This is a genomic window from Mucilaginibacter sp. AK015 (genome assembly GCF_014200785.1).
Classification (GTDB): Bacteria; Bacteroidota; Bacteroidia; order Sphingobacteriales; family Sphingobacteriaceae; genus Mucilaginibacter.
Genome location: NZ_JACHCV010000005.1, coordinates 62,150 through 89,116, shown reverse-complemented (window position 1 = coordinate 89,116; position 26,967 = coordinate 62,150). Strand labels below are relative to the sequence as shown.

At 43.9% G+C, this 26,967-nt stretch carries 25 protein-coding genes; 14 read left to right on the top strand and 11 right to left on the bottom strand.

The genetic code is table 11. From position 1 onward, the window contains the following. The first annotated feature begins 13 nt into the window (after positions 1 to 13). Both HDC91_RS17790 and HDC91_RS17785 read left to right on the top strand, forming a co-directional pair. Positions 14 to 2,197, top strand: coding sequence for a tetratricopeptide repeat protein (locus HDC91_RS17790; RefSeq protein WP_183554488.1), 2,184 nt, complete (start codon positions 14 to 16; stop codon positions 2,195 to 2,197). Between the two features lie 86 nt (positions 2,198 to 2,283). Beyond that, positions 2,284 to 3,405, top strand: coding sequence for an AI-2E family transporter (locus HDC91_RS17785; RefSeq protein ID WP_183554487.1), 1,122 nt, complete (start codon positions 2,284 to 2,286; stop codon positions 3,403 to 3,405). Positions 3,406 to 3,504: 99 nt separating this feature from the next. Here the strand turns inward: HDC91_RS17785 and HDC91_RS17780 are convergent, their stop codons facing one another. From HDC91_RS17780 to namA, 5 genes are all read right to left on the bottom strand, one after another. Continuing rightward, positions 3,505 to 4,839 (bottom strand): pitrilysin family protein, encoded by a 1,335-nt coding sequence (locus HDC91_RS17780; protein ID WP_183554486.1) that lies wholly within the window; start codon positions 4,837 to 4,839, stop codon positions 3,505 to 3,507. Positions 4,840 to 4,855: 16 nt separating this feature from the next. Beyond that, positions 4,856 to 6,235 (bottom strand): pitrilysin family protein, encoded by a 1,380-nt coding sequence (locus tag HDC91_RS17775; protein ID WP_162433041.1) that lies wholly within the window; start codon positions 6,233 to 6,235, stop codon positions 4,856 to 4,858. Between the two features lie 76 nt (positions 6,236 to 6,311). Beyond that, positions 6,312 to 6,902 (bottom strand): DUF4230 domain-containing protein, encoded by a 591-nt coding sequence (locus HDC91_RS17770; protein WP_183554485.1) that lies wholly within the window; start codon positions 6,900 to 6,902, stop codon positions 6,312 to 6,314. An 80-nt stretch (positions 6,903 to 6,982) separates the two neighbouring features. Continuing rightward, positions 6,983 to 7,402, bottom strand: coding sequence for an OsmC family protein (locus tag HDC91_RS17765; protein ID WP_183554484.1), 420 nt, complete (start codon positions 7,400 to 7,402; stop codon positions 6,983 to 6,985). Between the two features lie 257 nt (positions 7,403 to 7,659). Continuing rightward, positions 7,660 to 8,727, bottom strand: a complete 1,068-nt coding sequence (namA, locus tag HDC91_RS17760) for an NADPH dehydrogenase NamA (protein WP_183554482.1) — start codon at positions 8,725 to 8,727, stop codon at positions 7,660 to 7,662. Positions 8,728 to 8,888: 161 nt separating this feature from the next. Between namA and HDC91_RS17755 the strand changes: the two genes are divergently transcribed. Beyond that, entirely contained in the window at positions 8,889 to 10,082 is a 1,194-nt protein-coding gene (locus HDC91_RS17755; protein WP_183554480.1) for a cation:proton antiporter, read from the top strand. On the opposite strand, the gene HDC91_RS17750 is transcribed toward HDC91_RS17755, so the two are convergent. Beyond that, on the bottom strand, positions 10,079 to 10,468 hold the full coding sequence (locus HDC91_RS17750) for a hypothetical protein (protein ID WP_183554479.1): 390 nt from the start codon (positions 10,466 to 10,468) through the stop codon (positions 10,079 to 10,081). The genes HDC91_RS17755 and HDC91_RS17750 overlap by 4 nt on opposite strands. A 146-nt stretch (positions 10,469 to 10,614) precedes the next feature. Here HDC91_RS17750 and HDC91_RS17745 point away from each other — a divergent pair, with 146 nt between their 5' ends. Next, positions 10,615 to 10,953, top strand: coding sequence for a single-stranded DNA-binding protein (locus tag HDC91_RS17745; protein WP_183554476.1), 339 nt, complete (start codon positions 10,615 to 10,617; stop codon positions 10,951 to 10,953). A 122-nt stretch (positions 10,954 to 11,075) separates the two neighbouring features. Here HDC91_RS17745 and HDC91_RS17740 read toward each other — a convergent pair whose 3' ends face one another. From HDC91_RS17740 to HDC91_RS17730, 3 genes are all read right to left on the bottom strand, one after another. Next, a complete protein-coding gene (locus HDC91_RS17740; protein ID WP_183554474.1) occupies positions 11,076 to 11,780 on the bottom strand; it encodes an SDR family oxidoreductase in 705 nt (234 codons plus the stop codon). Positions 11,781 to 11,840: 60 nt separating this feature from the next. Beyond that, the gene (locus tag HDC91_RS17735; RefSeq protein ID WP_183554472.1) at positions 11,841 to 13,619 is read right to left on the bottom strand and encodes an aromatic amino acid hydroxylase; all 1,779 of its coding nucleotides are present in this window, start codon (positions 13,617 to 13,619) and stop codon (positions 11,841 to 11,843) included. 130 nt (positions 13,620 to 13,749) lie between these two features. Beyond that, positions 13,750 to 14,712, bottom strand: a complete 963-nt coding sequence (locus tag HDC91_RS17730) for a lysylphosphatidylglycerol synthase transmembrane domain-containing protein (protein ID WP_183554470.1) — start codon at positions 14,710 to 14,712, stop codon at positions 13,750 to 13,752. A gap of 237 nt (positions 14,713 to 14,949) precedes the next feature. Here HDC91_RS17730 and HDC91_RS17725 point away from each other — a divergent pair, with 237 nt between their 5' ends. The 8 genes from HDC91_RS17725 (at position 14,950) to HDC91_RS17690 (ending at position 21,411) form a co-directional block, all read left to right on the top strand. Further along, the gene (locus tag HDC91_RS17725) at positions 14,950 to 15,819 is read left to right on the top strand and encodes a carbon-nitrogen hydrolase (RefSeq protein WP_183554468.1); all 870 of its coding nucleotides are present in this window, start codon (positions 14,950 to 14,952) and stop codon (positions 15,817 to 15,819) included. Positions 15,820 to 15,859: 40 nt separating this feature from the next. Next, on the top strand, positions 15,860 to 16,213 hold the full coding sequence (locus HDC91_RS17720; RefSeq protein ID WP_183554466.1) for a four helix bundle protein: 354 nt from the start codon (positions 15,860 to 15,862) through the stop codon (positions 16,211 to 16,213). Positions 16,214 to 16,220: 7 nt separating this feature from the next. Continuing rightward, on the top strand, positions 16,221 to 17,279 hold the full coding sequence (locus HDC91_RS17715; RefSeq protein WP_183554465.1) for an agmatine/peptidylarginine deiminase: 1,059 nt from the start codon (positions 16,221 to 16,223) through the stop codon (positions 17,277 to 17,279). Positions 17,280 to 17,459: 180 nt separating this feature from the next. Next, positions 17,460 to 18,002, top strand: a complete 543-nt coding sequence (locus tag HDC91_RS17710) for a transposase (protein WP_183554462.1) — start codon at positions 17,460 to 17,462, stop codon at positions 18,000 to 18,002. A gap of 283 nt (positions 18,003 to 18,285) precedes the next feature. After that, on the top strand, positions 18,286 to 19,104 hold the full coding sequence (locus HDC91_RS17705; RefSeq protein WP_183554460.1) for a LiaF domain-containing protein: 819 nt from the start codon (positions 18,286 to 18,288) through the stop codon (positions 19,102 to 19,104). Between the two features lie 174 nt (positions 19,105 to 19,278). Further along, positions 19,279 to 19,614: a DUF4288 domain-containing protein gene (locus tag HDC91_RS17700; protein WP_162433054.1), complete on the top strand. Its 336-nt coding sequence runs from the start codon at positions 19,279 to 19,281 to the stop codon at positions 19,612 to 19,614. Positions 19,615 to 19,633: 19 nt separating this feature from the next. Then, entirely contained in the window at positions 19,634 to 20,668 is a 1,035-nt protein-coding gene (locus tag HDC91_RS17695) for a sensor histidine kinase (RefSeq protein ID WP_221262258.1), read from the top strand. Beyond that, positions 20,665 to 21,411 carry a LytTR family DNA-binding domain-containing protein gene (locus HDC91_RS17690; RefSeq protein WP_162433055.1) on the top strand — a complete coding sequence of 249 codons (747 nt, stop codon included), beginning with the start codon at positions 20,665 to 20,667 and terminating at the stop codon, positions 21,409 to 21,411. Before HDC91_RS17695 ends, HDC91_RS17690 begins: the two co-directional genes overlap by 4 nt. Positions 21,412 to 21,433: 22 nt before the next feature. On the opposite strand, the gene HDC91_RS17685 is transcribed toward HDC91_RS17690, so the two are convergent. Both HDC91_RS17685 and HDC91_RS17680 read right to left on the bottom strand, forming a co-directional pair. Further along, positions 21,434 to 23,392 (bottom strand): KUP/HAK/KT family potassium transporter, encoded by a 1,959-nt coding sequence (locus tag HDC91_RS17685; RefSeq protein ID WP_183554458.1) that lies wholly within the window; start codon positions 23,390 to 23,392, stop codon positions 21,434 to 21,436. Positions 23,393 to 23,456: 64 nt separating this feature from the next. Continuing rightward, positions 23,457 to 25,403 (bottom strand): KUP/HAK/KT family potassium transporter, encoded by a 1,947-nt coding sequence (locus HDC91_RS17680; protein ID WP_183554456.1) that lies wholly within the window; start codon positions 25,401 to 25,403, stop codon positions 23,457 to 23,459. A gap of 195 nt (positions 25,404 to 25,598) precedes the next feature. On the opposite strand from HDC91_RS17680, the gene HDC91_RS17675 reads away from it, so the two are divergent. Together HDC91_RS17675 and HDC91_RS17670 are read left to right on the top strand one after the other, a co-directional pair. Continuing rightward, on the top strand, positions 25,599 to 26,099 hold the full coding sequence (locus HDC91_RS17675) for a T9SS type A sorting domain-containing protein (protein ID WP_183554454.1): 501 nt from the start codon (positions 25,599 to 25,601) through the stop codon (positions 26,097 to 26,099). Between the two features lie 222 nt (positions 26,100 to 26,321). After that, positions 26,322 to 26,933 carry a fumarylacetoacetate hydrolase family protein gene (locus HDC91_RS17670; protein WP_183554453.1) on the top strand — a complete coding sequence of 204 codons (612 nt, stop codon included), beginning with the start codon at positions 26,322 to 26,324 and terminating at the stop codon, positions 26,931 to 26,933. Positions 26,934 to 26,967 lie beyond the last annotated feature (34 nt).

Here is a 26,967-nt window from a genome sequence, read left to right as displayed (position 1 = left end):
TTGTAAACCGAGGTTGAAACCTATTTATACTTTCCTACTTTTTCTTAATACAGTTGGTATAACTGCGTTAGCTCCTTCCTCAAAGCAGGCAGATAGTTTAAAAAAACAGCTTTTTTTTGCTAATGGCCGGGTAAAGACTAACGACACTTTAACTGTTAATCATTTAAATAAACTTGCCGACGAGTACTACGAATCAGCGCCGGATAGTACAGCCTACTATTCAGAAATGGCCATCAGCACGGCAAAAAAAATCAATTATCAGAACGGTATAGCCCAGGCGTATGTAAACCTTGCACGGGTAAACTCCTTTAAAGGCGATTATGCAGCAGCCAAAAAGCATTATAACATAGCGCTGCTTTTATACAACCAAAACAATAACAAGCGTGGCGTAAGCGATGCTTATGTGGGCCTTGGCCGTGTGCAGGATTTTTTGGGCGACTACGACGCAGCTATCAGCTTTTTTGAAAAGGCACTAATTATTCGTAAAAAACTTGGTAAAGAAATAGACATTGCCGATTGTTACGCAATCCTGGGCATTACCTACGACAATAAAGGTAAGTTTAGCCGGGCGCTCGATTATTATTTCAAATCACTTATTATCGATATCAGGCTTAACGATCAGCTTTCTGCTGCCGATAATTATTGCAATATAGGTGTGGTAATGCAGCACCTGGAGCTTTACCCTAAGGCCCTCGAATATTTTAATAAAGCAAATAAGCTTTGGCTAAAGTTAAACGATAAGCAAGGCATAAGCACTATATACCAAAATATAGGCGAGGTGATGATGTCGCAAAAAAAGTATGATAAAGCTATTGATTACTTTAAACGTGCATCTGCAATATATCATGCCCTTGGCGATGAGGAAGGTATAAGCCTTATTTATTACGATTTGGGATTATATCATTATTATACTTCCAAGCCCGATTCGGCTTTGTATTATCTTAATAAGTCACTGCAATCGGCATCAAAAAATAATATAAAATATAATAAAGCATATGCTTACAGAGGGCTGGCGCTGATATATAACCTCGAAAAAAATTACCCGGCCGCTTACAAATACGCGGTACTTGCCCAGCAAACTGCCGATAACCTGCAAAGCCTTGACACCCGGGTAGAAGCAACCCTGCAACTAAGTAAAGCCCTTGCCGGCTTAGGACGTTTTGAGCAGGCATACAAGCAAAACCAGCTGTATTTAACACTAAAAGATAGCCTTAGAGACGATGAAAGCTTACAGAAACTTCTATCGTACAACATGGCGATTGAGTTCGAAAAAAATCAGCGTACAACCAGCCAGAAAGAGGCTTTGCTTGTAGAAAAAATAGCAGAGCAAAAACGCACCAATATTGTTGCGGCTGTAATTATTGTCGTAATTACCATAATGCTTGTTGTTTACTACAACGAAAAGCGCAAACAGGTTAAAGTAAATGCGTTATTGGCCGATAGAAACAGAGAGGTATTAACACAAACCGATAAGCTTAATGAACTTAATATATTAAAAGACCGCTTAATAGGAGTATTAGCCCACGACCTGCGCGCGCCTTTAAGTACCTTAAGGGGCATGTTTGCGTTAATGGCCGATAAAGATATTAGCCACACCGAATTTATTGGAATGGTGCCCGGGGTTTTTAGTAAGCTGGAGCATACATCAGACTTTTTAGACACCCTTTTATTTTGGATAAACAGCCAGGTAGATAATATTAAAGATACTACCAAAAGCTTTTGCTTATGCGATCTCGTAAAAGTCGAGCTGGCTAACCTTGAAGATCAGCTCAAATTAAAAAACATTACCGCCGTAAATAAGGTTGGCCCCGGCCATATGGCATTTGCCGATCCAAACTCCGTCAGGATTGTGATACATAACTTTTTAACCAACGCCATCAAGTTTTCGTACCTGAACAGTGTAATTGAAATAGCAGCCCGTATGGATAACCAAAAAGTATATTTTACAGTTACCGACCACGGTACAGGCATGAGCACAGAGCAGCTTAACCGGTTGTTCATCAGCAAGGTAACAAGCCACTTCGGCACCATGAACGAAAGTGGCACAGGTATGGGCCTTATTTTTTGCAAAGACCTGATTGAAAAGTACAATGGCGAAATATGGGCCAAAAGCGTTTTAAACGAAGGCACCGAATTGGGCTTTGCCCTTGCCGCAGGTACCGCTCCGAATAATATCCCTACAGTAAGCTCAATATAAATCCTATCGCTTTTTACAAGCGCTTTTTGTTATCTTCAAACAATTACCCGCTACGCTCCTTTTGGGTTATATGAAAACACAGCTACATGTCGATAAAAATTAAAGATCAGCCTTTTTACATCCAAAGCACTGCTGTGCTGTTTGGACTTGTTTTGTTGGTGTATATAATGATACAGTTGGCAGATATACTGGTGCCGCTTGCATTCGCGGCCTTTTTAGCCATATTACTGAACCCGCTTGTAAACCGTTTACAGCGTTACAAAGTGCCCAAAGCGCTATCTATTGCAATAGCTATGCTCATCATGATAATTGTTGTAGCTACCGTGTTTTATTTCCTGAGCACGCAGATAGCGCAATTCGGCGATTCGCTGCCCATGCTGCAAAAAAAGTTTGAGGCCATAACCGCCGACCTGAAAAACTGGATACAGACCACTTTCGGCGTAAAAATATCCAAGCAGGAACAAATGCTTAAAGATGGGCTAAAAAACAGCCAGGCCGTGCTTGGCCGTACTGTTAACGGCGTTTTAGCTACGCTGGCCATTATCTTCTTGCTTCCTGTATATATTTTTCTGATGCTGTTTTATAAAACCCTCATTCTTAATTTTTTATACGAAGTTTTTTCAGAAGAAAACTCTAAAAAAGTTAGCGACGTACTAAGCGAGACCAAAAGCGCCATACAAAGCTATATAGTTGGTTTGCTGATAGAGATGATCATTGTAGCCGCAATGAACTCGGCGGCACTGGTATTACTTGGTGTAAAGTATGGCATATTAATAGGTTGCATAGGCGCCATTCTAAACCTGATACCGTATCTGGGCGGCATAATAGCTATAGCGCTGCCGGTTTTAATGGCCACTGTAACCAAAGATGGCTATTCTACCCAGTTGGGCGTAATTATCGCCTACATCGTAATTCAGTTTATTGATAATAATATACTGGTACCCCGTATTGTGTCATCTAAGGTGCAAATAAACGCGCTGATGTCTATAATTGTGGTGTTGCTGGGCAATGCGCTTTGGGGGGTATCGGGTATGTTTCTGTCTATACCCTTTGTGGCAGTGTTAAAAATAATGTTCGACCGTATCGACGACCTTAAACCATGGGGTAAGCTGCTTGGCGATAACGTACCCACGCGCCATATGGGCGAAATGTGGCGAAATCGCAATAAGCGCAAAGCGGTGTTGCCTAAAAAGCAAGATAGTCTATAGTCCATAGTAAAAAGAAGGTCTGCAAGCCATACGCTGCAGACCTTCTTTCTCATTGATCCTGTTTATCTATGGACTATGGACCATCGACAATGAACTAAATTAATGCGTTACGGGGTTATCGCCCTTGTTTAGTGTGCCGTTTGTAAACAGCAGCGGGTTAACCTTTTTGGTATCGCCCTGATAAACCCAAATAATGTTGCCGATATATTTACGGAAGGCATCGCTTACCTGTTGAGGTGTAAGTTTTTTAACGTCCTCAGCAAGTGTTAAAGAGCGTTTCCAGTTGTTATGCAGCACCTCGTTAGAAGCAATTGACGATGCCTGCGCGCTATTGGTTTCGTTCTTATAATAAAAGCCGGTTAAGTAGGTAACCTTCATATCGGCAACCTCGGCGGCGTTAAAACCCTGGCTTTTTATCCTGTCAACCAATTTATCAAACACCCTGATGTATTTATCAGGCTCGGTAGTTGATACCGAAAACTTAGCAACTGATGTAGCCCCTACGCTGAACCATGATTGCGGTGCATACGATAGCCCGTTATTAGTACGAACATCCAAAAAGTGCTTATCGGCGAATATTCGCATGGCCACGTTAAAGGCGTCAAAATCCGGCGTACCGGGTGCAGGCCCGCTGGTAATGCCCTCAACGTAGTTGGTAGCCAGTTCGCGGTTTTCGGCCGAGAAGGTATTTTTATAAGCCCTGAAAAACGATTTCTTCAATTCAAACGGGGCGCCTTGTTTAATACCGGTAAGCATGCCCTTTACCTTCGCTTCAATATCAGCACGTTCAAGGTCGGCTACTACAACTATCAGCATTCTCGACTTTGTTAAGATCGAATGATAATAAGCTTTAGTTTCTTCGGCGGTAAGCTTTTGTATGGTTTCAGGTGTTCCGCTTGGGTCTTTAGCATAATCACGGCCCGCAAACGCCACTTTATCGGCATATTTATCAATGGCGTAGTCCGGGTCTGAGTCCTGTGCTTTCAAATTGGTTATAGCGTCCTGTTTAATCCGCTCAAACTCTTTGGCGTCAAATTTAGGAATGGTAATGGCCTCAACGTATAAAGGCCAGGCAGTCTCAAGGTCGCTTTTTATACAGTTTAATTTTAATACCGAAAAGTTTTTGTTGCTGCCGCCATATACGGCTGCACTAATTTTATCAAGTTGGTTTTTAAATTCGTTTTTGCTGTGCTTTAAGGTACCGCATTCGGTAAGGGCGTTAAAAGCCATCGATTCGATACCTATTTTTGTGGCAGGGTAATTTTGCACCCCACCTTTTATAACGGTTTGTATCTCTACAATGTCGTTACCGCTTGGCTGAACAATAACCTTTACGCCGTCAACCATCATTTCGTATGCCTTTTGCTGGGCAAAGGCAGGTTTAACACCTGTTGTGGCAGCGGCAATTAACAATAGATATATATATTTCTTCATCTTAATTTCAATTTAATTATTTAGCTACAAAAAACGAAGCCACATTTGCCTGTTTGCTTGCCTCGGGCGTTAATATTATTCCGGATACCATTGGTTTACCCACTATATAAGTGTTCAGATATTTAGCTATATCTGCGCGGCTAACTTTCTGGTAGTTGTCGGTCAGATCGGTATAGTAATTAAACGATGTACTGCACCATTGAAAACTTAACTGCGATGGCAGCGACGACGGTTTTTCGAGCTCGCGGCTGTGATTACGCAATAATATAGCTTTTGCATCAGCAAGCTGTTCATCGGTATAGTAATCGGCTTTGCCCCATTGGCTCATCTGGTTTTGTATCTCATCATAACACTCTTTGATCTTTGCCGGGTTAGGCACCACAAATAACGATATCATACCGGTGTAATGGCTGGTACCATAGCTGATACCTGCCGATGACGCAAGCCCTTTATCAACAAGCGCCTGTTGTAATTTTGATGAGTTTAAATCCGTTATGGTCGAGAAAACATCAGCAGCAACGGTGGAAGCCGAGTCTGTCATGTAAGCCGGCCCCTGCCATGCGTACATCATGAACGGAGTGCGTGCTATCGACATTTCTTTTACAAACGCTACGCTCTTTTCAACCGGTTTAAAGGCGGGTATGGGATATTTTTCGTGTGGGTTGAAGCCGCTGCTGGCCCAATCGCCAAAAATAGCCTCTACCTTTTTAAAGCCATCTTCATGCTTCACATCGCCGCATACAATAAGCAGGCTATTGTTGGGAAAGTAGTATTTGTTTTTGATGATCATCATCTTTTCGGGCGTAGCGGTATTGATCACCTCATGTATCCCTATCGGCATTTTACGGGTTATCAGGTCGCCCCAAAGGTTTTTGCTGATATCGTAGTACAACTGAAAGCCCGGGCTGCTCTCGTTCCGCTGAAACTCTCCGTCAACAACGGGCCGCTCCTTTTTCATATCTTCTTCGCGGTAAATCGGGAAACGTACCGATGCGTTCATCAGTTTAAGCCCGGCTTCCAAACTATCTTTGCCTATGGTAAAATAATAATTTACGCGCTCGTTGCCTGTTGTACCATTCCAGATAGCGCCAAGTTCCTGCGTGCGTTTCAAGAATTTTTCCTGATCGGGATAATCTTTATTGGCCTTAAAAAACATGTGTTCAAAAAGGTGAGATAAGCCGCTAAATTCCGGGCCTTCGGTATAGGCGCCATTTTTTACAGCTATTTCAATAGTGGTAAGTGGTACCTTGCTGTTTTCGATAACAACAACATCCAGGCCGTTGGGCAACTTTTTATAAAAGTAGCCTTCGGGTAACCTTGGCTGGGCAACTGCACACAATGTGGCCGCTATACCAACCGCAGTAAGGGTCAAAAGTTTAGTAATTTTCAGGGTCATATTTAATTGAATTATAACATTAGATTACAATCCCCTAAATATATTACATTAAATTAAAATTTTGGTTATGTCAAAATCACTTGAATTTTATTACCACCTTTTTGCCCGATACACTTTCAAGAAATGGTTTAAATATCAGGCCGGCATTTTCCCTTGCCTTGCCCAGCAGGTTCATTTCGGTAGCGGCGTTCAGCATTTTCCTTTCGGCTAGCCGGTAAACATCTTCCACCATCTCCTTACTTTTGTCGGCAAACCAAACGCCCGATACATCGTAAACGCGTGATTTTTGATGATCGAGCTTTACGTAGCATACCTCCGGGCGCGGAAGTGTTATACTTACCGTGTCCTTTCCCTGACTTATGTCGGCTTTTTTAACCTTGGTAAGATCTATGCACGCCGTAACCTCTCCAACCGCTACGAACAGCACCCGCGAATCGGGCAGTATTGTGTGCAGTTCCTTCTTTTCTACTACATCCTTCATGCTATATTTAACCAGCTCCAGCTTACCCATAGCTATCACTTTGCTTACCATCGCATCTTCGGTAACCTCGGTCCGCGTAGTGCTAAATTCGTGTTTGATGTAAAAGAAAAGAAAGATCAAAAACCCGGTAATAACCAGGGCAAACGTCAGGGTAAGCGATATGCGGGAACGGGAGGTATTAAACATGAGGCATTGTTTACCAATACCTACAAACAAAAATAGCGATGGTTTGCACCATCGCTATCTGCATTGTTATTTATAGCTTATTAAGCGTAGGTAACATTTAAAGTAATAGGCACGCTAAGCGCCTTTGATACAATACAGCCAGACTTTGCGCCTTCGGCAACTTCTTTGAATTTAGCTTCGTCAACACCATCTATTACCGATGCCTTTAGCTCCAGGTGGATGCCTTTAATTTCAAGCGCCTGCATATCAAGCTCAAGGATAGCGTCGGTGGTCAGGTCGCCAGGGGTAATGCCCTGCTGCGATAATGCCGCCCCTACCGCCATGGTAAAGCAGCCCGCATGCGCGGCAGCTATCAGTTCTTCGGGGTTGGTGCCCACGCCATCAGCGAAGCGGGTTTTAAAAGAATATTGAGTTTTGTTAAGCGTAGTACTTTGTGTGCTGATCTCGCCCTTACCTTCCTGTAAGGTGCCGTTCCAATGTGCGTTTGCCGTACGTTTCATAGTTGATGTTGTTTAATGAGTTTTTGCTAAAATAGCGATATGTTAGGTTGTATAAAAATATTAGATGTTAATTAAATGATAAATGTGATGCGATCCATTCGGCGATTTACTCACCCGCTCTTCGCTTCGCTCGACCACCCTCTCTCCGCTTCGCGCAAAGAGGGTAGACCTGTATTATTTCTTTACCTTCTTTGCGAAGCAGAGAGGGTCGCACACGAAGTGCCGCGGAGTGAGTAACACTACCATGCGTACTCCCTTTACCACTTGGCACGCTCGTATTGTACCGGCCATTTCACGTCGTGGCCAAGCTGGTGCGCCGCGCGCAACGGAAAATGTGGGTCGCGCAGCAGTTCACGGGCCATTATCACCATATCAGCCTGCCCAGTTTGTATGATCTCATCAGCTTGTTCAGGCGTCGTGATCAGCCCAACGGCTGCTGTAAGTATACCTGCCTGTTTCCTTATGGCTTCGGCAAACTCCACCTGGTAGCCGGGCTTAAGCGGTATCTGCGCACCGGCAACGTTGCCACCGGTTGAGCAGTCTATCAAGTCTACGCCTTTGTCCATTAATATTTTCGCCAGCGCTATAGAATCATCTATTGTCCAGGCGCCCGGTGTCCATTCAGTTGTTGATAGTCTTACAAACAGCGGATTATTTGCCGGCCATACCTCATTCACCGCATCAATAATCTCCAGTAAAAAGCGTATGCGGTTGTCAAACGACCCGCCATATTCATCTGTACGAATATTGCTTACGGGTGAGAGAAATTCGTGCAACAGGTATCCGTGTGCACCGTGCAACTCAATCACCTTAAAACCAGCCGCCAATGCCCGGACAGCCGCTTCCTTAAAATCTGCAATCACCTTTGCCATGGCTGGTTTGTCCATTTCGGCTGGGGCTGTTTCACTCCGGCTAAAGGGTAACGCGCTCGGTGCTAAAGTTTGCCACCCGTTCTCCGCGTCGGGTTGTATTTGTTTGCCTCCATTCCATGGCTCGGTATGGCTTGCCTTACGGCCCGCATGTGCAAGCTGTACACCTGCTATCGCGCCATGTTCTTCAATAAACGTTGTAATTTCTTTCAGTTTAGCAATGTGTTCATCTTTCCAGATACCCAAATCGCCGGGACTAATGCGCCCCTCGGGCGATACGGCTGTGGCCTCGGTAATCACCAGGCCGGCGCCACCAACAGCCCTGCTGCCTAAATGCACCAGATGCCAGTTATTTGCAAAACCATCGGTGCTGGAGTATTGGCACATAGGCGATACCACTATCCTGTTCTTAAAACTGATGTTCTTTATTTTTATAGGCGAAAACAGATGTGTCATATTCTTTTGTTTTAAGCAAATAAACAAAAGATAAAGGCATTGCCATTCATGGATTTGTCATTTAAGTCAGCACTACCAAATGATGAATGCCGAACAAACACAACCCTTTTACGTTGATGGCGTGCGCATTTAATAGTATGTTTACCCGATAAAAAACTAATTTGACTACTTACACCACATTAATTATACTGAGCGGACTGGTAATATTCAGTTACCTGTTTGATCTGATAGCAGGTAAAACCAAGATACCCTCGGTGATACTGCTGCTATTTTTGGGGATAGGTATCCGCCTGGCGGTTGATTACTTTAATCTGCTTAAAATTAACTTCACAAGCATCTTACCTGCTTTAGGTACACTGGGATTGATCCTGATTGTATTTGAGGGCGCGCTTGAACTTAAATATACTAAAAATAAGAACGGCGTCATCAAAATTTCTTTTTTCTCGGCGTTATCTACACTGTTGTTAACTTCCTGCTTAATTACCGGCGCCTTTTACTACATAACCGGCGAAAGCGTGTATAAGTGCTTTGTTAACGCCATACCTTTTTGTGTAGTAAGTTCGTCTATCGCTATTCCATCTGCATCGGGCATCAATAAAGAAAAAAAAGAATTTATCATTTACGAGTCGTCCTTTTCGGATATCCTGGCAGTAATACTGTTCAATTTCATGATCAGTAATGAGTCCATCAACATATCGGCCTTTGCCAGGCTGAGCGCCGAACTCGGTGGTATATTGTTGGTTGCCATCGGCTCCTGCCTGTTGCTGCTGTACCTCATCGGCCGCCTAACGCACCATATCAAATCGTTCCTGATAATTTCGATACTGATCCTTGTTTACAGCGTCGGGCAATCATACCATTTATCGTCGCTTATTATCGTTTTAGCCCTGGGTTTGTTTCTAAACAATGCCGGCCAGATAAATATCAGCTGGTTTCGCAAGTACTTTATATATCCAACCTTAGGGCACGATATTAAGCAACTGTTTCAACTATCGGCCGAGAGCGCTTTTATCATGCGCACCTTCTTCTTTATTATTTTCGGCTACACCATGGATGTTTATCAGCTGCAAAACTGGATGACCATAGTAAACGGCGGCTTGGTTTTGTTACTGATATACCTGGTTAGGTATTTATATCTTAAGATTGTTTTACGTACAGGCCTGATGCCTGAGCTGGTCATCATTCCCCGCGGACTGATCAGCGTGCTGCTTTTTTATAATATTCCCGCATCAGTTAAAATACCCGCCCTCGGCACAGGCTTATTGTTTGTGGTGATTTTAGGCACCAGCATTATCATGAGCCTGGGCCTTCTTGGCACAAAAAAATCGGCGACTCAGGAATTCAAAGATGTTTAATTGTGTGCATCGCCTGCAAATTTGTCGGTTTCCTTTTTGCTTATAACTAATAATACGTCGTCGGTATCAAGCGGCAGGTAGCCGTACTCGTAACAGTAATAGTACCTCGCTCCTGCCTGTGTTTGATAGCTGCTTGTAAAATAGTCAAAGTCAAAACCCTTTTGCAACATCTTTTCGCGGCTTACCCTGGTTTTACCTCCCGGGTTTAGCTCTTCCATAATCCGGCGGTTCCGGCGTAATACATTATTGATGTTACGCACCAGGTTGTAGCTATTACTATTAAGCTGATTATTGTAGTTGTTACGGCACAGGTCGTTACAAAACTTTTTATCGGCACGCCCATGTAGCAAGGTGCCGCAATCCAGGCATTTTCTTTCCGCGATCATACCTTAAAGATAAACAAAAACTTATCCGTTTGCAAACGCTTGCAAACGGATACTGTCGTTTATAAGCGCTTAATAACCGAATATACTTTGCTCACTACCACAATTTTGTGCTGGATATAATTTTCTAAATATAAAAACCCGATACAATGGCAACAATAAAAAACAGTGTAAGGTTAATAGGCAACATAGGCATGGACCCTGATGTAAGGACCTTTGATAATAATCGCAAAATGGCGCGTCTGTCGTTAGCTACCAACGAGAGCTACAAAAACGATAAGGGCGAAAAGGTTACCGACACCCAATGGCATAATGTGGTGATGTGGGGTGCGCAGGCAACCATGGCCGAAAGCTTTTTAAAAAAGGGCGACAGCATACTTGTGGAAGGCAAGCTGGCTTCCCGCAGTTACAGCGACAGGGATGGCGTAAAACGCTACGTAACCGAAGTGGTGGTAAATGAGTTTATAAAAATAAGCAACAAGGAATGAACGTAGATTGAACAAGCCAGGGTGCACTGACCGTGCGGCTAACAATAGGATTCAAAACACAAGAGTAGCATTGATATCGGCCCGGCAGGATTGCGCCTGCGGGTCAATAGTTATAATGCGCATTAGGGTGTTGATACTGCTACAGGCAGTACCTTTCCGTTAAAAAAGCGCTGACCGGTTACCGCGAAATCAGCAATATATTTGCCCATTTCAAACGCCATAACCGGCGATTCGTAACCCGGGAAGGCTTGTTCAAGCATTTCGGTTTGTGCCGAGCCAAGAGCCAGGCAGTTTACCTTTATGCCTTGTTCAGCAAACTCCTGCGCCAGGCACTCGGTCAAGGTATGCAAAGCGGCCTTGCTTGCAGAGTACGCAGAAAGGCCATTAAATTTGGCGCTACCCTGAAAGCCACCCATACTGCCGATGTTAAGGATATGGGAGCCATCGCCCATAAATTGCAGCAAGCTTTGAATAATGCGCACGTGCCCTATATAATTACTTTGCAGCATTTCTACAAAGTCGGTTTCCAGCAACTGCGTAAAAGGTTTGTTTATCAGCACGCCGGCGTTATTTATCAGCACATCAATGCGGCCGTCAAAGTTAGAGGTGATGAACTGCTGCAACCCCGCGTAATCATCATGCACGATATCAAAGGTTATGGCATAAAGTTCGCACTCGGGGTTAAGGCCTTTGGCAATTTCAAGCAGGCGGGTCAGTTTATCCTGCGAACGCGCAAGCGCTATTACCTTGTGTTTACCTGATAATATCAATTCTAATACAGCTTCAAACCCTACGCCGCTGCTGGCGCCCGTAATAATAATGTTCATGTAGCCCCCTAACCCCCTTAAGGGGAATGATATAATTCTGTGCAAAAATAGTGGAAGATCTTAAACAACCAACCGTTCTTCTACCGGATGTTTAATGAGGTACAAGCCATCATTTATCAGTTTCTTATACTCGGGCTGGTTTGCGGCTTTCTGAATTAAAAACTGCCTTATTTCGGTAGCCAGGGCCGGCTCTACGCCTTCGTGCTCTAACAGTTCCAGTATCTCTAAGGCGCACAGCCAGTCGTCGTAATGAAATTTTTGGAGCATCATCCACACATTGCCTAAAAATCCAAGATCGCCGCCCGTATGTCGGCGGTCGCGTACCTGCTGGTACAACTTATGCAGCTCTTTTGTACGTTGGTCATACTCGGGATGGTGGGTACCGGTATTCGATTTGTAAGCTATCTCCAGGAAGGCATCCTTGTCGGCCGCGCCACAAAAAACCGATGTTATGGTTTCACCAACAGCCATGTCGTAAACACCCCATGAGGGGTCGAACAAGACTTGTCTTGCCTCGTCTAAAACAGTACAATTTTCGAATTTTACCAAGAAAATTCTTGAATTTTTTGAAGAAATTTCCGCTACTTTTCCTGAAATTTTAATGCCGTTTTCAAAAGTAAGAGAAGCCGCTTTACCGATTTCGATTCCGGCCGTTTTCAGGTCGTCGGCAGTAAAATCTTCAAGTGGCTTGGCATAACCCTGCAGCCTGCCCACCGGCGAACTGAACCCATCTTTATGATAATTTTTCCCGTGGCCTTTTAACTGTTTGCTATCAATTGCCAAAGCGGTCTCGCCGGTTGTTTTGATAAATGTTGGGTTGCCATTTTTATCTGCTTTAAATTCCGTAAAAGTACCGGATACCTGTAACCCCGAACTGTATACAGCGGTGCAGGTGTTTTTGCTTTCGATGGCTTTTTGCAGCCCGTAAGCACCTCCCCTGCGAAAGGCCATAGTATCGGCGAATTCTTCAAGCACATCTATCAGGTTTTGAAAAGTAGGCGTTACAAAAAGCTGCGGCTGCGTTTTGGTGATATCGTAACTGTATTTAACTGCATCAATGGTATAGGGTAGCTTTTTAACCTCGTTGCTCATACAACTTGCGCTTTCGCCGATGGACGATAACAGCCCGGCGCCATAGATCTTAGGATCTTGTAAAGTACCTATCAGCCCGTACTCTACTGTCCACCAATGCAGGCGGCTCAGCAGCGCCATTTCAGAAGGTTCGCCCATGTTGTTTTGGTGCCAGGCAACCAGTTCATCGGCTTTTCGTATTTCGGCTTCATCGGCATCAGGCATTTCCTTTAGTATGGATAAAGCGCGAATGGCTTCATACAATTCAAAATCCTGCGCGCTAAACATGGCCTTAGCTCCTATCGACCCAAAATAGCTCAGGTATTGGTGGTAATCTTTATCAGCAATAATAGGCGCGTGCCCTGCCGATTCGTGAATAATATCGGGAGCAGGGGTATATTCGATATGCTTTAACTGGCGTATGTCTGCAGCTATAACCAATACCCGGTAAGCCTGGTACTCCATAAACGCGGCAGGCGGTATAAATCCGTCAACCGTCACCGCTCCCCAGCCAATTTTGGCCAGCGCGTTATTCATGTCCTGCAAGTCGGGTATCTTCTCGATGGTAAGCCCCGCCTTTTGCAGGCCCGGGATATATGGGTAATAGGCCACATCTTTTAAATAGCTGTAGTTCTGACGCATTACATAACGCCACACGGCATGGTCAACCGGTGTGTAGTGCTCGTAATGCTGGTCAACTATAAATTGCTTTAAATGGCGTGGCAATGCCGCAACCTGCGGGTTATTAAAATCATTAAAATCGCTCATTAGTTAGCTCCGGGTTTATAAGTAACCAAAATTAGGAAATTAGGTTTAGGTAAATTACTACTGTATCAGATAATTTGCAGAAAGATAGCCTATAATTGCGACAGGCGAACAGGGAAAAAAATTTAATATTTTAATTGTCGCCAGTTTCAAAATTATCTTCTGCCTTAGGTAACCCATCAGACAACCGGCTTGGGCGGATAACGTAGTATACACCCAGTAAGGCCACCAGTAATGATATGATATAAAATGTGCCGGGTAAAAATACCGCCAGGCTTTTTTCCATCGGGAAAAATTTGGTAAGCCAGGTAAATACGGTTTCGCGTATGCCCGCGCCGCCAACACTTATGGGCACAATAGTAGCCAGGGCCGATATCAGGAACGAGAGCAGGTAGGGCGAATACTTGCCATCAAAATCCTGCCCTATCATAATAAAAACAATGGCCACCAATTGCAGGCTTTGCACACCTATAGCTTTTAGGTGCGCCTGCCAAAAATAGAGCGTGTACTCCCTGAAAAATTTATAAGCCACAAAATAATATAGGCCCGATGCTACTACAAAAATGCTTAAAGGTATACCGATATGGATATCTATCTGCGGGATCAAAAATATGAGCGCAACAATAATTAAACCTATTGCCCAAAGGCCGCTTAACCTATCAAACATAATAGCCCAAAACACTTTTTTGGCCGGCAGCTTGTAGTTTTTATTAAGCAGGTATATTTTGTATCCGTCGCCGCCGATACCGCCGGGCAGCAGGAAATTATAAAACAAACCTAACAGGTATAACCTGAAGTTGAACCTGGGGTCGAGCTTAAGCCTGATGGATTTGAAGAAGCTGGACAAACGCCATGATGATAACACCATGGAGGCGAAAAAGCTTAACAGCGCAGCAAACATCCACCAGTAATTGGCATGCAGCAGCCTGTACTTAACGTCCTGAAAATTTACCTTACGGAACACGAAGTACAACAGCACCGAGGTAACCGCAAATTTAAGCACCACTTTGGTGATGCTCCATAAGCGCTGTTTCCAGGTTTTGGGGGCCACCAGTTCCTGTGCTTCGTCCTCTTCGGCTTGGGCTAAATTTTTCATTCGGGTGCAAAGGTAATAAATTAGCGATTAGTTGATTTGAGATTAGAGATGAGTAAAGTTGATTGAGCAAGGATTTTTGACCAGAGGCCAATTAACTTTCGCGGCAACAGGTGCGAAGGTATTGCACTATTTGATAAAAAGTTTACAGTTAGATGAGGGCAGAAGCCCGGCTATCTCTAATTTAACTTATCACTAATCTTTAAAAAAAGGTATTTTTGCGCAAAATTTTTATCAGATATGGGTAAGGTAAATGTTGGTATAGTGCAAATGAGCTGCACGGCAAATAAGCAGGAAAATCTGGATAAGGCCATTGTAAAAGTTAGGGAAGCTGCCGCCAAAGGTGCGCAGATTGTTTGCCTGCAGGAGCTTTTTACATCGTTGTATTTTTGCGATGTAGAGGATTACGATAACTTTAAACTGGCCGAACCTATCCCCGGCCCTTCAACCGATGCTTTACAGAAAGTAGCGGCAGAGCTGGGCGTGGTTATCATAGCCTCGTTATTTGAAAAACGCGCACAGGGCGTTTACCATAACACTACCGCGGTGTTAGATGCCGATGGAAGTTACCTGGGCAAGTACCGTAAAATGCATATACCCGACGACCCCGGCTTTTATGAGAAGTTTTACTTTACACCCGGCGACTTGGGTTACAAGGTTTTCAAAACCAAATTCGCTACCATAGGCGTATTAATTTGCTGGGACCAGTGGTACCCCGAAGCTGCACGCATCACCGCATTGATGGGCGCTGAGATATTGTTTTACCCTACCGCTATTGGCTGGGCCAATACGCAGGACGAAGCAACCAACATAAAACAATACAACGCCTGGCAAACCATACAGCGCGGGCACGCGGTTGCCAATGGCGTACACGTGGTAAGCGTAAACCGTACGGGCGAAGAAGCCGGCGTAAAATTCTGGGGCGGGTCATTCTTTGCTGATCCGTTTGGAGAAATTTTGCACCAAACCACTGTGGAACAGGAAGAGGTAATTGTTAAAGAACTTGACCTTAACCAATCTGATTATTACCGCAGCCACTGGCCGTTTTTGCGCGATAGAAGGATAGACAGCTATCAGCCGATTACGAAGAGACTTTTAGATAACGATTAGTCCATGGACCATAGTCGATAGACCATAGCAAGTACCACCCATGGCATTTAAATTTGAAAATCTTCAGGTCTGGCAAAAGGCATTAGATTTGACTGATGAAGTTAACACGCTGACAAAAATCAACTTTCCAAAAGATGAGTTGTTCGTGCTTACTGCTCAAATTAAGAGAGCGGCTGATTCTGTAGTATTAAACATCGCAGAGGGTTGTACGGGCCAAACAAATGCGGTCTTTAAGCAGTTTCTGGGATATGCTCTAAGGTCTGCTATAGAGGTCGTATCATGCCTCTTCATTGGCAAACGAAGAAAATTAATCGATGATACAGATTTCCAAAAGCTTTATGACGATTATCAGGCATTATGCAAGATGATCACTGCTCTTCGACATACTTTATAAAATTACCATGGACTATCGACCATCGACTATCGACCATCCTGCGACAGCAGGATTCCACTTCCCCGCCGAATGGGCTAAACATACTGCCACATGGCTTAGCTGGCCGCATAAAGAAGCCTCGTGGCCGGGTAAACTGGGTTTGATCTACGGTAAGTATGCCGAATTTATTAAGATCCTTACCGAGGGCGAAATAGTGCGCATTAACGTTGTTGATGAGCAAATGGCGGCCTTTGCCAAACAACAATTGGATGTTGTAGGCGCCGACCTGCGCAAGGTTGAGTTTTTTGAGTTTGGAACAAACGATGCCTGGTGCCGCGATCATGGTCCGGCTTTTTTGGTGAACTACCAAACCAAGGAGAAGGTAATTGTTGATTGGGGTTATAACGCCTGGGGCGATAAATATCCTCCGTACGATCTGGATGATGTTATCCCAACCAAAATAGCCAACCACTTTAACCTGCCGGTGTATAACCCCGGTATTGTAATGGAGGGCGGCTCGGTTGATTTTAACGGCGCGGGCACTTTGCTTACAACTACCGCCTGCCTGCTCAATAAAAATCGTAATCCACATTTGAACCAGCAGCAGATTGAAGGCTACCTGCAAAACTACTACGGTGTTGAGCAAATACTTTGGCTGGGGGATGGTATTGTTGGCGACGATACCGACGGCCACATTGACGATATTACCCGCTTTGTAAACACCGATACGGTGGTTACCGTTGTGGAAGAAAACAAAAACGACGAGAATTACCATATATTGCAAGAGAACCTGCAAAGCCTGAAGACCATGCGCCTGTTAAACGGCAAGCAACTGAACATTGTTGAGCTGCCTATGCCCCACCCGGTGATATACGACGACCAGCGTTTACCAGCATCGTACGCCAACTTTTACATTGGCAATGCCGCTGTGGTAGTGCCTACCTACCGTTCGCACCATGACGATAAGGCTTTGGATATTTTACAAGGCTGCTTCCCCGACCGGAAGGTTGTGGGTATCGATTCGACCGATATTATCTGGGGGTTGGGGAGTTTCCATTGCCTGAGCCAGCAGGAGCCGGCGGTGTAGTTATTGGGTGATGTATTATATTCGTGAATTGTAGAGCCGCGATACTTCGCGTCTCCTTAAGGACGGTAACGAACAATTTATTTTTGCACTATTTATTAAGACGCGAAGTATCGTGTCCCTACGGAAAATTGGATTATATTGCATTTCCTTAAGACGCGATGTATCGCGTCTCTATGCGATATGGAAGATAAATACAAAGAACGATACCTTATCCCATCGACCCGTTTAAAGGGTTGGGACTATGGGTCGCACGCTTTGTATTTTGTGACCATCTGTACAAAAGATCGTATCCAGTATTTTGGAGAAATTGAAACAGACTTTGCTGGTTTGGCATCTTTGCAGAAAACAGTTATTGCTAATGTTGCATATTGTAACTGGTTAAAGATTCCTGAATATCACCCCTATGTAGAATTAGATGAATTTATAATTATGCCTGATCATATCCATGGGATTTTATTCATCAATAAGCCGGATAAAATAACCTGGGAAGTGAATAAGGCCGGCGGTCAATCAAAAAATTTGGCCTCAATCATAAGAGGGTACAAATCTTCGGTAACGCAATATGCTAAGATAAACAACATTGATTTTTTGTGGCAACCCCGATATTACGACAGAGTTATCAGAGATCAAAATGAATATCTAAATATCCGAGAATATATTTACGATAATCCTAACAGGTGGGAAAATCATAACAGAAATTTCGAAAATCTTTACAAATCGTAGAGACGCGATACCTCGCATCTTCTTTAGGATGGTGAAGACATTTTACTATTGAATTATTTATTAAGACGCGAAGTATCGCGTCTCTACATTAAGACAGCCGCAAAACTTCGTTATAAAATACATCCAGCGTAGAGATGCGATACTTCGCGTTTACAAACATCGCCCAAATTTTTTACCGACAATTTACACCCCCTTACCGACTACTTTAATGATATTGCCAATATTGAGTTTGCATATCTGCAATCTTAAGTTAGTTTTGGTTAACATTAAATAGAACAATACCATGTCCAATCATATAAACGATTTAAACCGCACCCCAAAAAACAAGGTTTTAGCCGGGGTAATCCTATTGGCAGTGGGCGGTATACTGCTTATAAAACAATTCAACTTTTTCTTTTTCCCCGGCTGGCTGTTCAGCTGGCCCATGTGGGTTATCGTTTGGGGGCTTTATTACGGCGCCAAACACAACTTCCGTAAACCGTTTTGGTTTATACTGGTCATTATCGGCGTAGGCAATTTACTTGACGAGGCGTTTCCCAGTTTTGACGTAACCGCGGTTACATGGCCGGTATTGCTGATCGCTTTTGGTCTCTGGATCATCATGAGGAAAAGAGGTGAAGCCCATACAGAAAACACCGCTTATTGGGATAAAAAATACAGCGCTGACGCTTACACAGGCGATAAACCTTTGGCAAATTTTGATACCGAAGGCACCGGCGAAGAAACAGCAAATCCTGCCGGCAGCATGCCCCCTCCCTCTGAAGACGACTTCCTAAACGCTACCGCCATTTTTGGCGGGGTTAATAAAACCATCCTGTCAAAAAATTTCAGGGGCGGCGATATCACGAATGTTTTTGGTGGTACCGAGCTTGATTTTACACAGGCAGATATTCACGGACGGGTTATTATTGACATTACCCAAATGTTTGGCGGTACAAAAATAATAGTTCCGGCCAACTGGCATATAGTGCCCGACCTTGCAGCTGTATTTGCTGGCGTTGATGATAAAAGAATAAAACAGGCCAAAACCAGCACTACTGATAAAGTTTTGGTATTAAAAGGAGTATCGGTATTTGCAGGGATCGATATCCGCAGCTATTGATAAAGGGAACTAAAAGATCACTTAACGCTCTGTTTTGGAGATCGAGTGAGGTTTAACAAACAGCGCCTTTAAGCCCCCTCCTTTGGAGAGGGTTTAGATGAGGCTAAATAACAAACAGCGCCTTTTAAGTCCTCTCCTTTGGGGAGGATTGGGTGAGGCTAAAGGAGGTATCTTATGAACTGGTATGTAGCAAAATTAGTTTTCAGGGTAATAAGCGGCAATGGCGACCATAACGCGCAGTTTGACGAGCAACTGCGACTGATAAACGCCGATACCGAAATACAGGCGTACGAAAAAGCGAGCCTGATTGGCCATGCAAACCAGGACAGCTTTTTAAACGTACAAAAGCAAACTGTTAAATGGCAATTTATTGATGTTGCCGAACTAAACGCTTTAAGTGGTTTAACAGATGGCACCGAACTTTACTACAACATACATGAAGCACCTGACCCGGACCTTTACATTGCCTGGGCACACCATAAAAGCGCCCTGCTGGGTGCAAAAAACTAAACCTAACTAAGTAAAAGTTTTGACGGAATCACAAATATCACAATCAAAATTACTTGGGGCCTTCGCGGTTTGCGGCCTGGTTTGGGCTGCCTTGCAAGCCTATATCATACATAGCTTTGGTTTCCCCTGGATAACGGCCATCACCGACAGTGCCGTAAGCGCTATGTTGTTATCAGGCGCATGCTGGCTGATCAACAACAACCTGCGCTACTACCAGCCCGATAAGGAAAGCTATGTATACCTGTTAATTTGGTGCGCGGCCCTGGCCGCCGCCTGCATTGCCGGATGCCGTTACATAATGCCGCTATTTAATATGGGGCAGGTATATTTCAATTTCCTGCAGCAATCGCTGGTCATTAGGTTCTTTACGTTGTTCCTTGCTATTGGATGGATGGCTATGATCAGCGCCCTGTGGTATTCGCAGCTTGACCATAAAAAAACCGTTGAGCGTAAAACCGAGGCCGAAAAGCTTGCCCGCGATGCCGAGCTTTATAACCTAAGGCAACAATTGCAGCCCCACTTTTTATTTAACAGCTTAAACTCTATAAACGCGCTTATTGGTTTTAAGCCCGAACTGGCCCGTAAAATGATACACCAGTTATCCGACTTTTTACGTGGCACACTTAAGAAAGACGATCAGCTTTTGGTTCCGCTCACCGATGAGCTTGCGCATTTAAATTTATATCTTGAGATAGAAAAGGTACGTTTTGGGCACCGCCTGCAAACCGAAATTAGCTGCGACGCCAAATGCGGCGAAGCAACGCTGCCGTCGCTGCTGCTGCAGCCATTGGTAGAGAACGCCATTAAATTTGGTTTATACGATACTACCGACGAGGTTACTATAAGCGTGCGCGCCGAAACAGAGGACCAGTATCTGGTCATCATGATACAAAACCCGTACGACCCAAAAACAAGCAGGCCCCGCAAAGGCACAGGTTTTGGTTTAAGCGGGGTACAACGCCGGCTTTATTTGATATTTGCCCGTAACGATTTGATGGAAACTCACGCAAATGATAATATATTTACAACCGTAATAAAAATACCGCAGTTATGATCAGCGCTTTAATTATTGACGATGAGCCTTTGGCCCGTATGGTTGTACAAGAATATTTGCAGGCTTTCCCTCAGATAGAGGTTGTGCAGGAATGCGGCGATGGCTTTGAGGGCCTGAAAGCCATACAACAATACCAACCCGACCTGATATTCCTGGATGTACAAATGCCCAAAATAAACGGCTTTGAAATGCTGGAACTGGTAGATAACCCGCCTGCGGTAATATTTGCCACCGCTTTTGACGAGTACGCCATAAAGGCTTTTGAAGCGCACGCGGTAGATTACCTTTTAAAACCTTTTAGCAAAGAGCGCTTTAACAAAGCCATTGAAAAACTTTTGGCGCAGGCCCCCGCAGGCCCAACCCCGGTTACCAAAACCAATCCGTTGCTGGAGGAAGCTGCCCAGTCGCCCGCGCAAAACGAACGCATTGTGGTAAAAACCGGCACCAAAGTAAAGATCATATCTGTACAGGATGTTGAATACCTGCAGGCCGACGACGATTATGTAAGTGTTGTAACCGCCGAGGGCGCTTTTCTGAAAAATAAGACGATGGCCTTTTTTGAGAAAACGCTCGACCCGCGGTACTTTGTCCGGGTGCACCGTTCTTACATTATCGCCATACAGCAAATTACACGTTTAGACCCATACGAAAAAGATAGCCACCTGGCCATTCTTAAATCGGGTGCCAAAATACCGGTAAGCAAAACCGGCTATGTAAAACTGAAGCAGGTTTTAGGTATATAACCTGCCCTCCAGCCAGATAGTACTACATCCTGTCGAGCTTAACGCTCTCGGGCGAGGTAAGCATCAGCGGTACTTTTTCTACGGTCACAAAACTCATGTCGAGGCCAAAGTTGCGCTCTTCCGAGATACTCACCTTTTTAAGGCCGCGGTAAATGAACATGATAATTTTTTCGTAAAAGGATAGATGATGCGAACGCGATAATACCTTCTCTATCACCACAAACCTAAAGTCGCCCACAATTTTGTGTTTGTTTAGCGATCTGTAAGTACTGGTAATATCAATTTCGCCATTTTTCACCAGGTCTTCAACCACCTTGCGGAACAGCAGGTTTATTTGTTGTTCTACCCTGAAACCGAGTTTAAAATCGATACGGATAAGTTTGCCGGGCACTAAAAAATTAACCTCGTATTCGCTTTTATATGGTTCGTCTACCACATCTACGTGCACCAGCCAGTAAACATCGGCACGCTTGGGCTGCTTTTGCAGTATCGAGTAAATGATCTTTGATTCTATCTCGGAGTTAAAGTTGGCGCTGGTTAAATACACCAGTTGCGAAGCATATTTGGGTACAGTATCATCCTCGCTAAGTTCTTTCAGGATATTATAGTAGTCGTCGATCTCCACAAACTTAACATAACGGTTCTTTATCCTGCGGGCGGTAAACCACGACCACATGATGGTAAACAACACCAATCCAATTGAAAGGGTAAACCAGCCACCTTCAAAAAATTTATGCAGGTTGCCTATCAGGAATATCCCTTCGATAGTGAGATAAATGGCCAGGAATATCCCGATAAGATAGGCAGGCACTTTTTTACGCTGCAGGTATTTGGATACCAGTATAGTGGTCATTAACATGGCAACCGTTATACTTAAACCATAAGCAGCCTGCATTTTTGCTTCGTGCTTAAACAAAAGCACTACGCCAATACAACCGGCGCAGAGTATCCAGTTAATACTGGGTACATAGAGCTGCCCTTTTTGCTCGGAGGGATAGTTGATGCGCACCTTTGGCCAAAGGTTAAGCCTTACCGCCTCGGCAATAAGCGTAAATGAGCCGGATATAAGCGCCTGACTTGCAATGATAGCAGCAATGGTAGCTATGCCGATACCAAAGATGAGGAACCACTGGGGCATTAATTGATAAAAGGGGTTGTTAACATTCAAGTCAATAGATTGGCCTGTGTGCTGCAGCAGCCAAACCGCCTGGCCCAGGTAATTTAAAATAAGACAGGTTTTTACATATATCCAGCTTATCTGTATGTTTTTACGGCCGCAGTGCCCAAGGTCGGAATATAAAGCCTCGGCCCCGGTAGTACATAAAAACACTGCTCCTAAAATTATAAAAGCGTTGTAATCGCTGGTGAGCAGATGATAGGCGTAATACGGGTTAAAAGCCTTTAGTATTACCGGCATTTTAATAATGTAGTTGATGCCCAAAACACCCATCATGCTAAACCATATAAACATCATGGGCCCAAATGCCTTACCTACCAACGATGTACCAAACTGCTGTATAATAAACAGCGCCGCTATAATAGCTATTACTATTTGCACCGTGGGCAAATTAGGGTAATAGGCGGTTAGCCCCTCTATCGCAGATGATATGGTAATGGGCGGGGTAATAATACCATCGGCCAATAAGGCGCAGCCCCCTAACACCGCGGGTATAACCAGCCACCTGGCCTTGCGGCGTACCAGCGAAAAAAGCGAGAATATACCGCCCTCCCCTTTGTTATCGGCCCTAAGGGTTATCACTACGTATTTTAGGGTGGTTTGCAGCGTAAGCGTCCAGATGATGAGGGAAACACCCCCAACTACCAGGGTTTCTGAAATACGCTGCGAAAAGTTGGTATGCCCCAACCCAACAATTGCCTTAAAAACGTATAAAGGTGATGTACCAATATCACCGTAGATTATTCCTAAACTAATTAGCAGCCCTGCGGCGGTTAATTTCTGTAAGTCCTTTTGATGTGACACTTTCTTGTTATTTTTATTATACAGCAATCAGAACCTGATCAATACAGTCAGGCTCACTTATTAATTAATTTACCCGGTGTATTTCAACACTGTCGGGTGATGTGAGCATTAACGGTACCTTTTCTACCGTTACAAAGCTTAGGTCGAGGCCAAAATTGCGCTCTTCCGATAAGCTTACTTTTTTAAGTTGCACGTATATAAACATAATGAAACGTTCGTACAGCGACAGGTTATGCGATCGCGACAGCACCTTTTCTATCACCACAAACCTAAAATCGCCCACAATTTTATGCTTATGCAACGATTCGTAACGGCTGGTAATATCTACCTCGCCATTCTTTACCAAATCTTCCACCACCTTGCGGAACAGCAGGTTTATTTGCTGCTCAACCCGGAACCCGAGTTTAAAATCGATGCGGATGAGCTTACCCGGAATTAAAAAATCAACTTCGTAATCGCGCTTGTAAGGTTCGTCTACCACGTCTACGTGCACCAGCCAGTAAACATCGGCACGTTTGGGTTTTTTTTGAAGGATGGAGTAAATAATTTTTGATTCTATTTCGGAGTTGAAGTTAGCGCTCGTCATATAAACCAGCTGCGATGCATATTTAGGTACCGTCTGGTCTTCGCTCATTTCTTTTATAATGTCAAAATAATCGTCGATCTCGATAAATTTAACGAAGCGGTTCTTGATCTTGCGGGCGGAATACCACGTCCACATCACTACAAATAGTACCACGCCTATTGACAGGGTAAACCAGCCGCCATCAATAAATTTATGCAGGTTACCCAATAAAAACGCCCCCTCAATAACCATGTACATAGTAAAAAATATCACAATAAAATACATGGGTACCTTTTTTCGCCGTAAGAAGTTCGAAATAAGGATGGTGGTCATCATCATTGCTACGGTTATGCTAAGGCCATAAGCCGCTTCCATAGCTTCAGATTTTTTAAACAGCCACATTACGCCTAAACACCCTGCAAAAAGCACCCAGTTAATGCTGGGCACATACAGCTGGCCTTTCTGGTCGCTTGGGTAAACTATTTTGGCTTTAGGCCATAAGTTTAACCTAACAGCCTCGGCAATTAACGTGAACGAGCTTGATATTACGGCCTGGCAGGCAATAACTGCCGCCACCGTAGCTATGCCTATACCAAATATAAGGAACCACGATGGCATTATCTGGTAAAAGGGGTTAAATACATTCAGGTCAATATCGTTACGGCCGTTACGCTGTAACAGCCAAACCGCCTGCCCAAAATAGTTTAGCAGCAGGCAGGGTTTAACATATAGCCAGGTTGCCCGTATGTTTGGCCGGCCGCAGTGGCCAAGGTCTGAGTAAAGCGCTTCGGCGCCGGTAGTACACAAAAAAACCGCTCCCAAAATTACAAACGCGTTATAATCGCTGCCGAGCAGCTGGTAGGCGTAGTAAGGGTTTATGCCTTTTAATATCGATGGCATTTGCACAATGTAGCTAATACCTAAAACCCCCATCATGGTGAACCATAAGAACATAATGGGGCCAAATGCCCTGCCCACTATTGAAGAACCATACTGCTGTATAAAAAATAAAAACGTAATGATACCTACCACTATATAAAAGGTGGGCAGGTTATGGTAGCGGGAACTTAGCCCTTCTATTGCCGCTGATATGGTAATTGGCGGGGTGATAATACCATCGGCCAGTAATGCGCAGCCCCCTATTATAGCGGGGATAACAAGCCATTTAGCGCGACGCCTCACCAGCGAGAACAACGAAAAAACGCCGCCTTCACCCTTATTATCGGCCCGCAGGGTTATTACAACATATTTAAGTGTGGTTTGCAGGGTGAGTGTCCAGAATATGAGCGACACGCCTCCAAGCACTAAGGTTTCAGATATCCTGTTTGTACCGATGATAGCTTTAAAAACATACAGAGGTGATGTTCCTATATCCCCGTAGATTATTCCTAAACTAATAAGGAGCCCCGAGGCTGATAGTTTCTGCAGATCTTTATGGTTCGACACGCTGATTTAAAAAACGATACAAAACTATTAAAAAAAACCATTAACAACTTAAACTATAAACAACCGTATAAGTCTACTAACCGAGAACAACTGATAAAGCGTTATTTTGTTAAAATTTGTTAAAACTATTTATTAATTCATAACTATATTAATTGATGAGCGCTTTATTTATACTTTTGCAAATAATATAATACTATGGTGCAACGATCTACTTTTGTTAATTCCTGGTTTACCGTAATTGTTTTGGCAATAGCGGTGAACTTTGCGCTTGCAAAAGGGGTTAACGCGCAAAAAAGCGATACTTCGTACCTGCGTAGTCTTAAATCAAAAGCGAAAACATCTTACTTAAAAACCGGTCTGCACCTGGCATTACCGCCATTAAAACCGGCTGCGGTATCAACCGCAAAAATTAACCTGGCGCGGCCCGATGATAAGTTGCTTACCAATGTGCAGGTTTACCCAATACCGGTTACTGATGTTATAAATGTGAAGTATACCGTATCGCGCAGTGCCTTTGTTAACGTAAACGTGATGGATGTTTTGGGCAATAATGTGCTCACCCTGTTTTCGCAAAGGGTTGATTTTGGCGATCAAAGCATCAGCTACAACATCAGCAACAAACTGTCACGCGGTTTTTACTTTATCAGGATAGTGGTTGGAAACGAATCCGTGAACAAGCGCATCTCGGTACTTTAACCCCTCCTTATCTAATGTAGGGCCGCGATGATTCGCGCCTTAACCCTTATTATTTTTATGTAGAAACGCGCTACATCGCGTCTGAATGGAATATTGTTCAAGACGCGAAGTACCGGGTCTCTACGGGAACGTCTTTTTAGGGTTTTAATTTAGCGTTCAGAATTTAACCCTTAGGATTTTAAAATTAGGATTTAGAATTTAGAGTTTATAATTTCGGCATCTATGAAAATAATAGCTATTGGCCGCAATTATGCCGAGCACGCCAAAGAGTTAAATAACCCCGTGCCCACCACGCCGGTGATATTTATGAAACCGGATACCGCCCTGCTAAAGGACAACAAGCCGTTTTACCATCCCGATTTTTCGCAGGATATACACCACGAAATTGAAATAGTATTAAAGATAAGCAAGGAAGGTAAGTACGTAAGTGAAAAGTTCGCGGCAAGTTATTTTGAAGAAATTGCCCTTGGGGTTGATTTCACCGCACGCGATATTCAATCAAAACACAAAGAGAAAGGGCTGCCCTGGGAACTTGCCAAAGCATTTGATCATTCGGCACCGGTAAGCAACTTTTTACCAAAAGCTAAGTTTGCTGATATATACAACCTGAACTTTAAACTGGATTTGAACGGCGAAACCCGCCAGCAGGGCAATACTCAAAACCTGCTTTTTTCTTTTGAGCGTATAATCGCCTTTGTATCACAGTACACCACCCTGAAAAAAGGCGACCTGATATTTACAGGTACACCCGAAGGTGTTGGCAAAGTACAAGTTGGCGATAGATTGGAAGGATTTTTGGAGGGTGAAAAGCTTTTGGATTTTTATGTTAAATAGATATAGCACTACTAACACCGCTGCCAAATTTAAA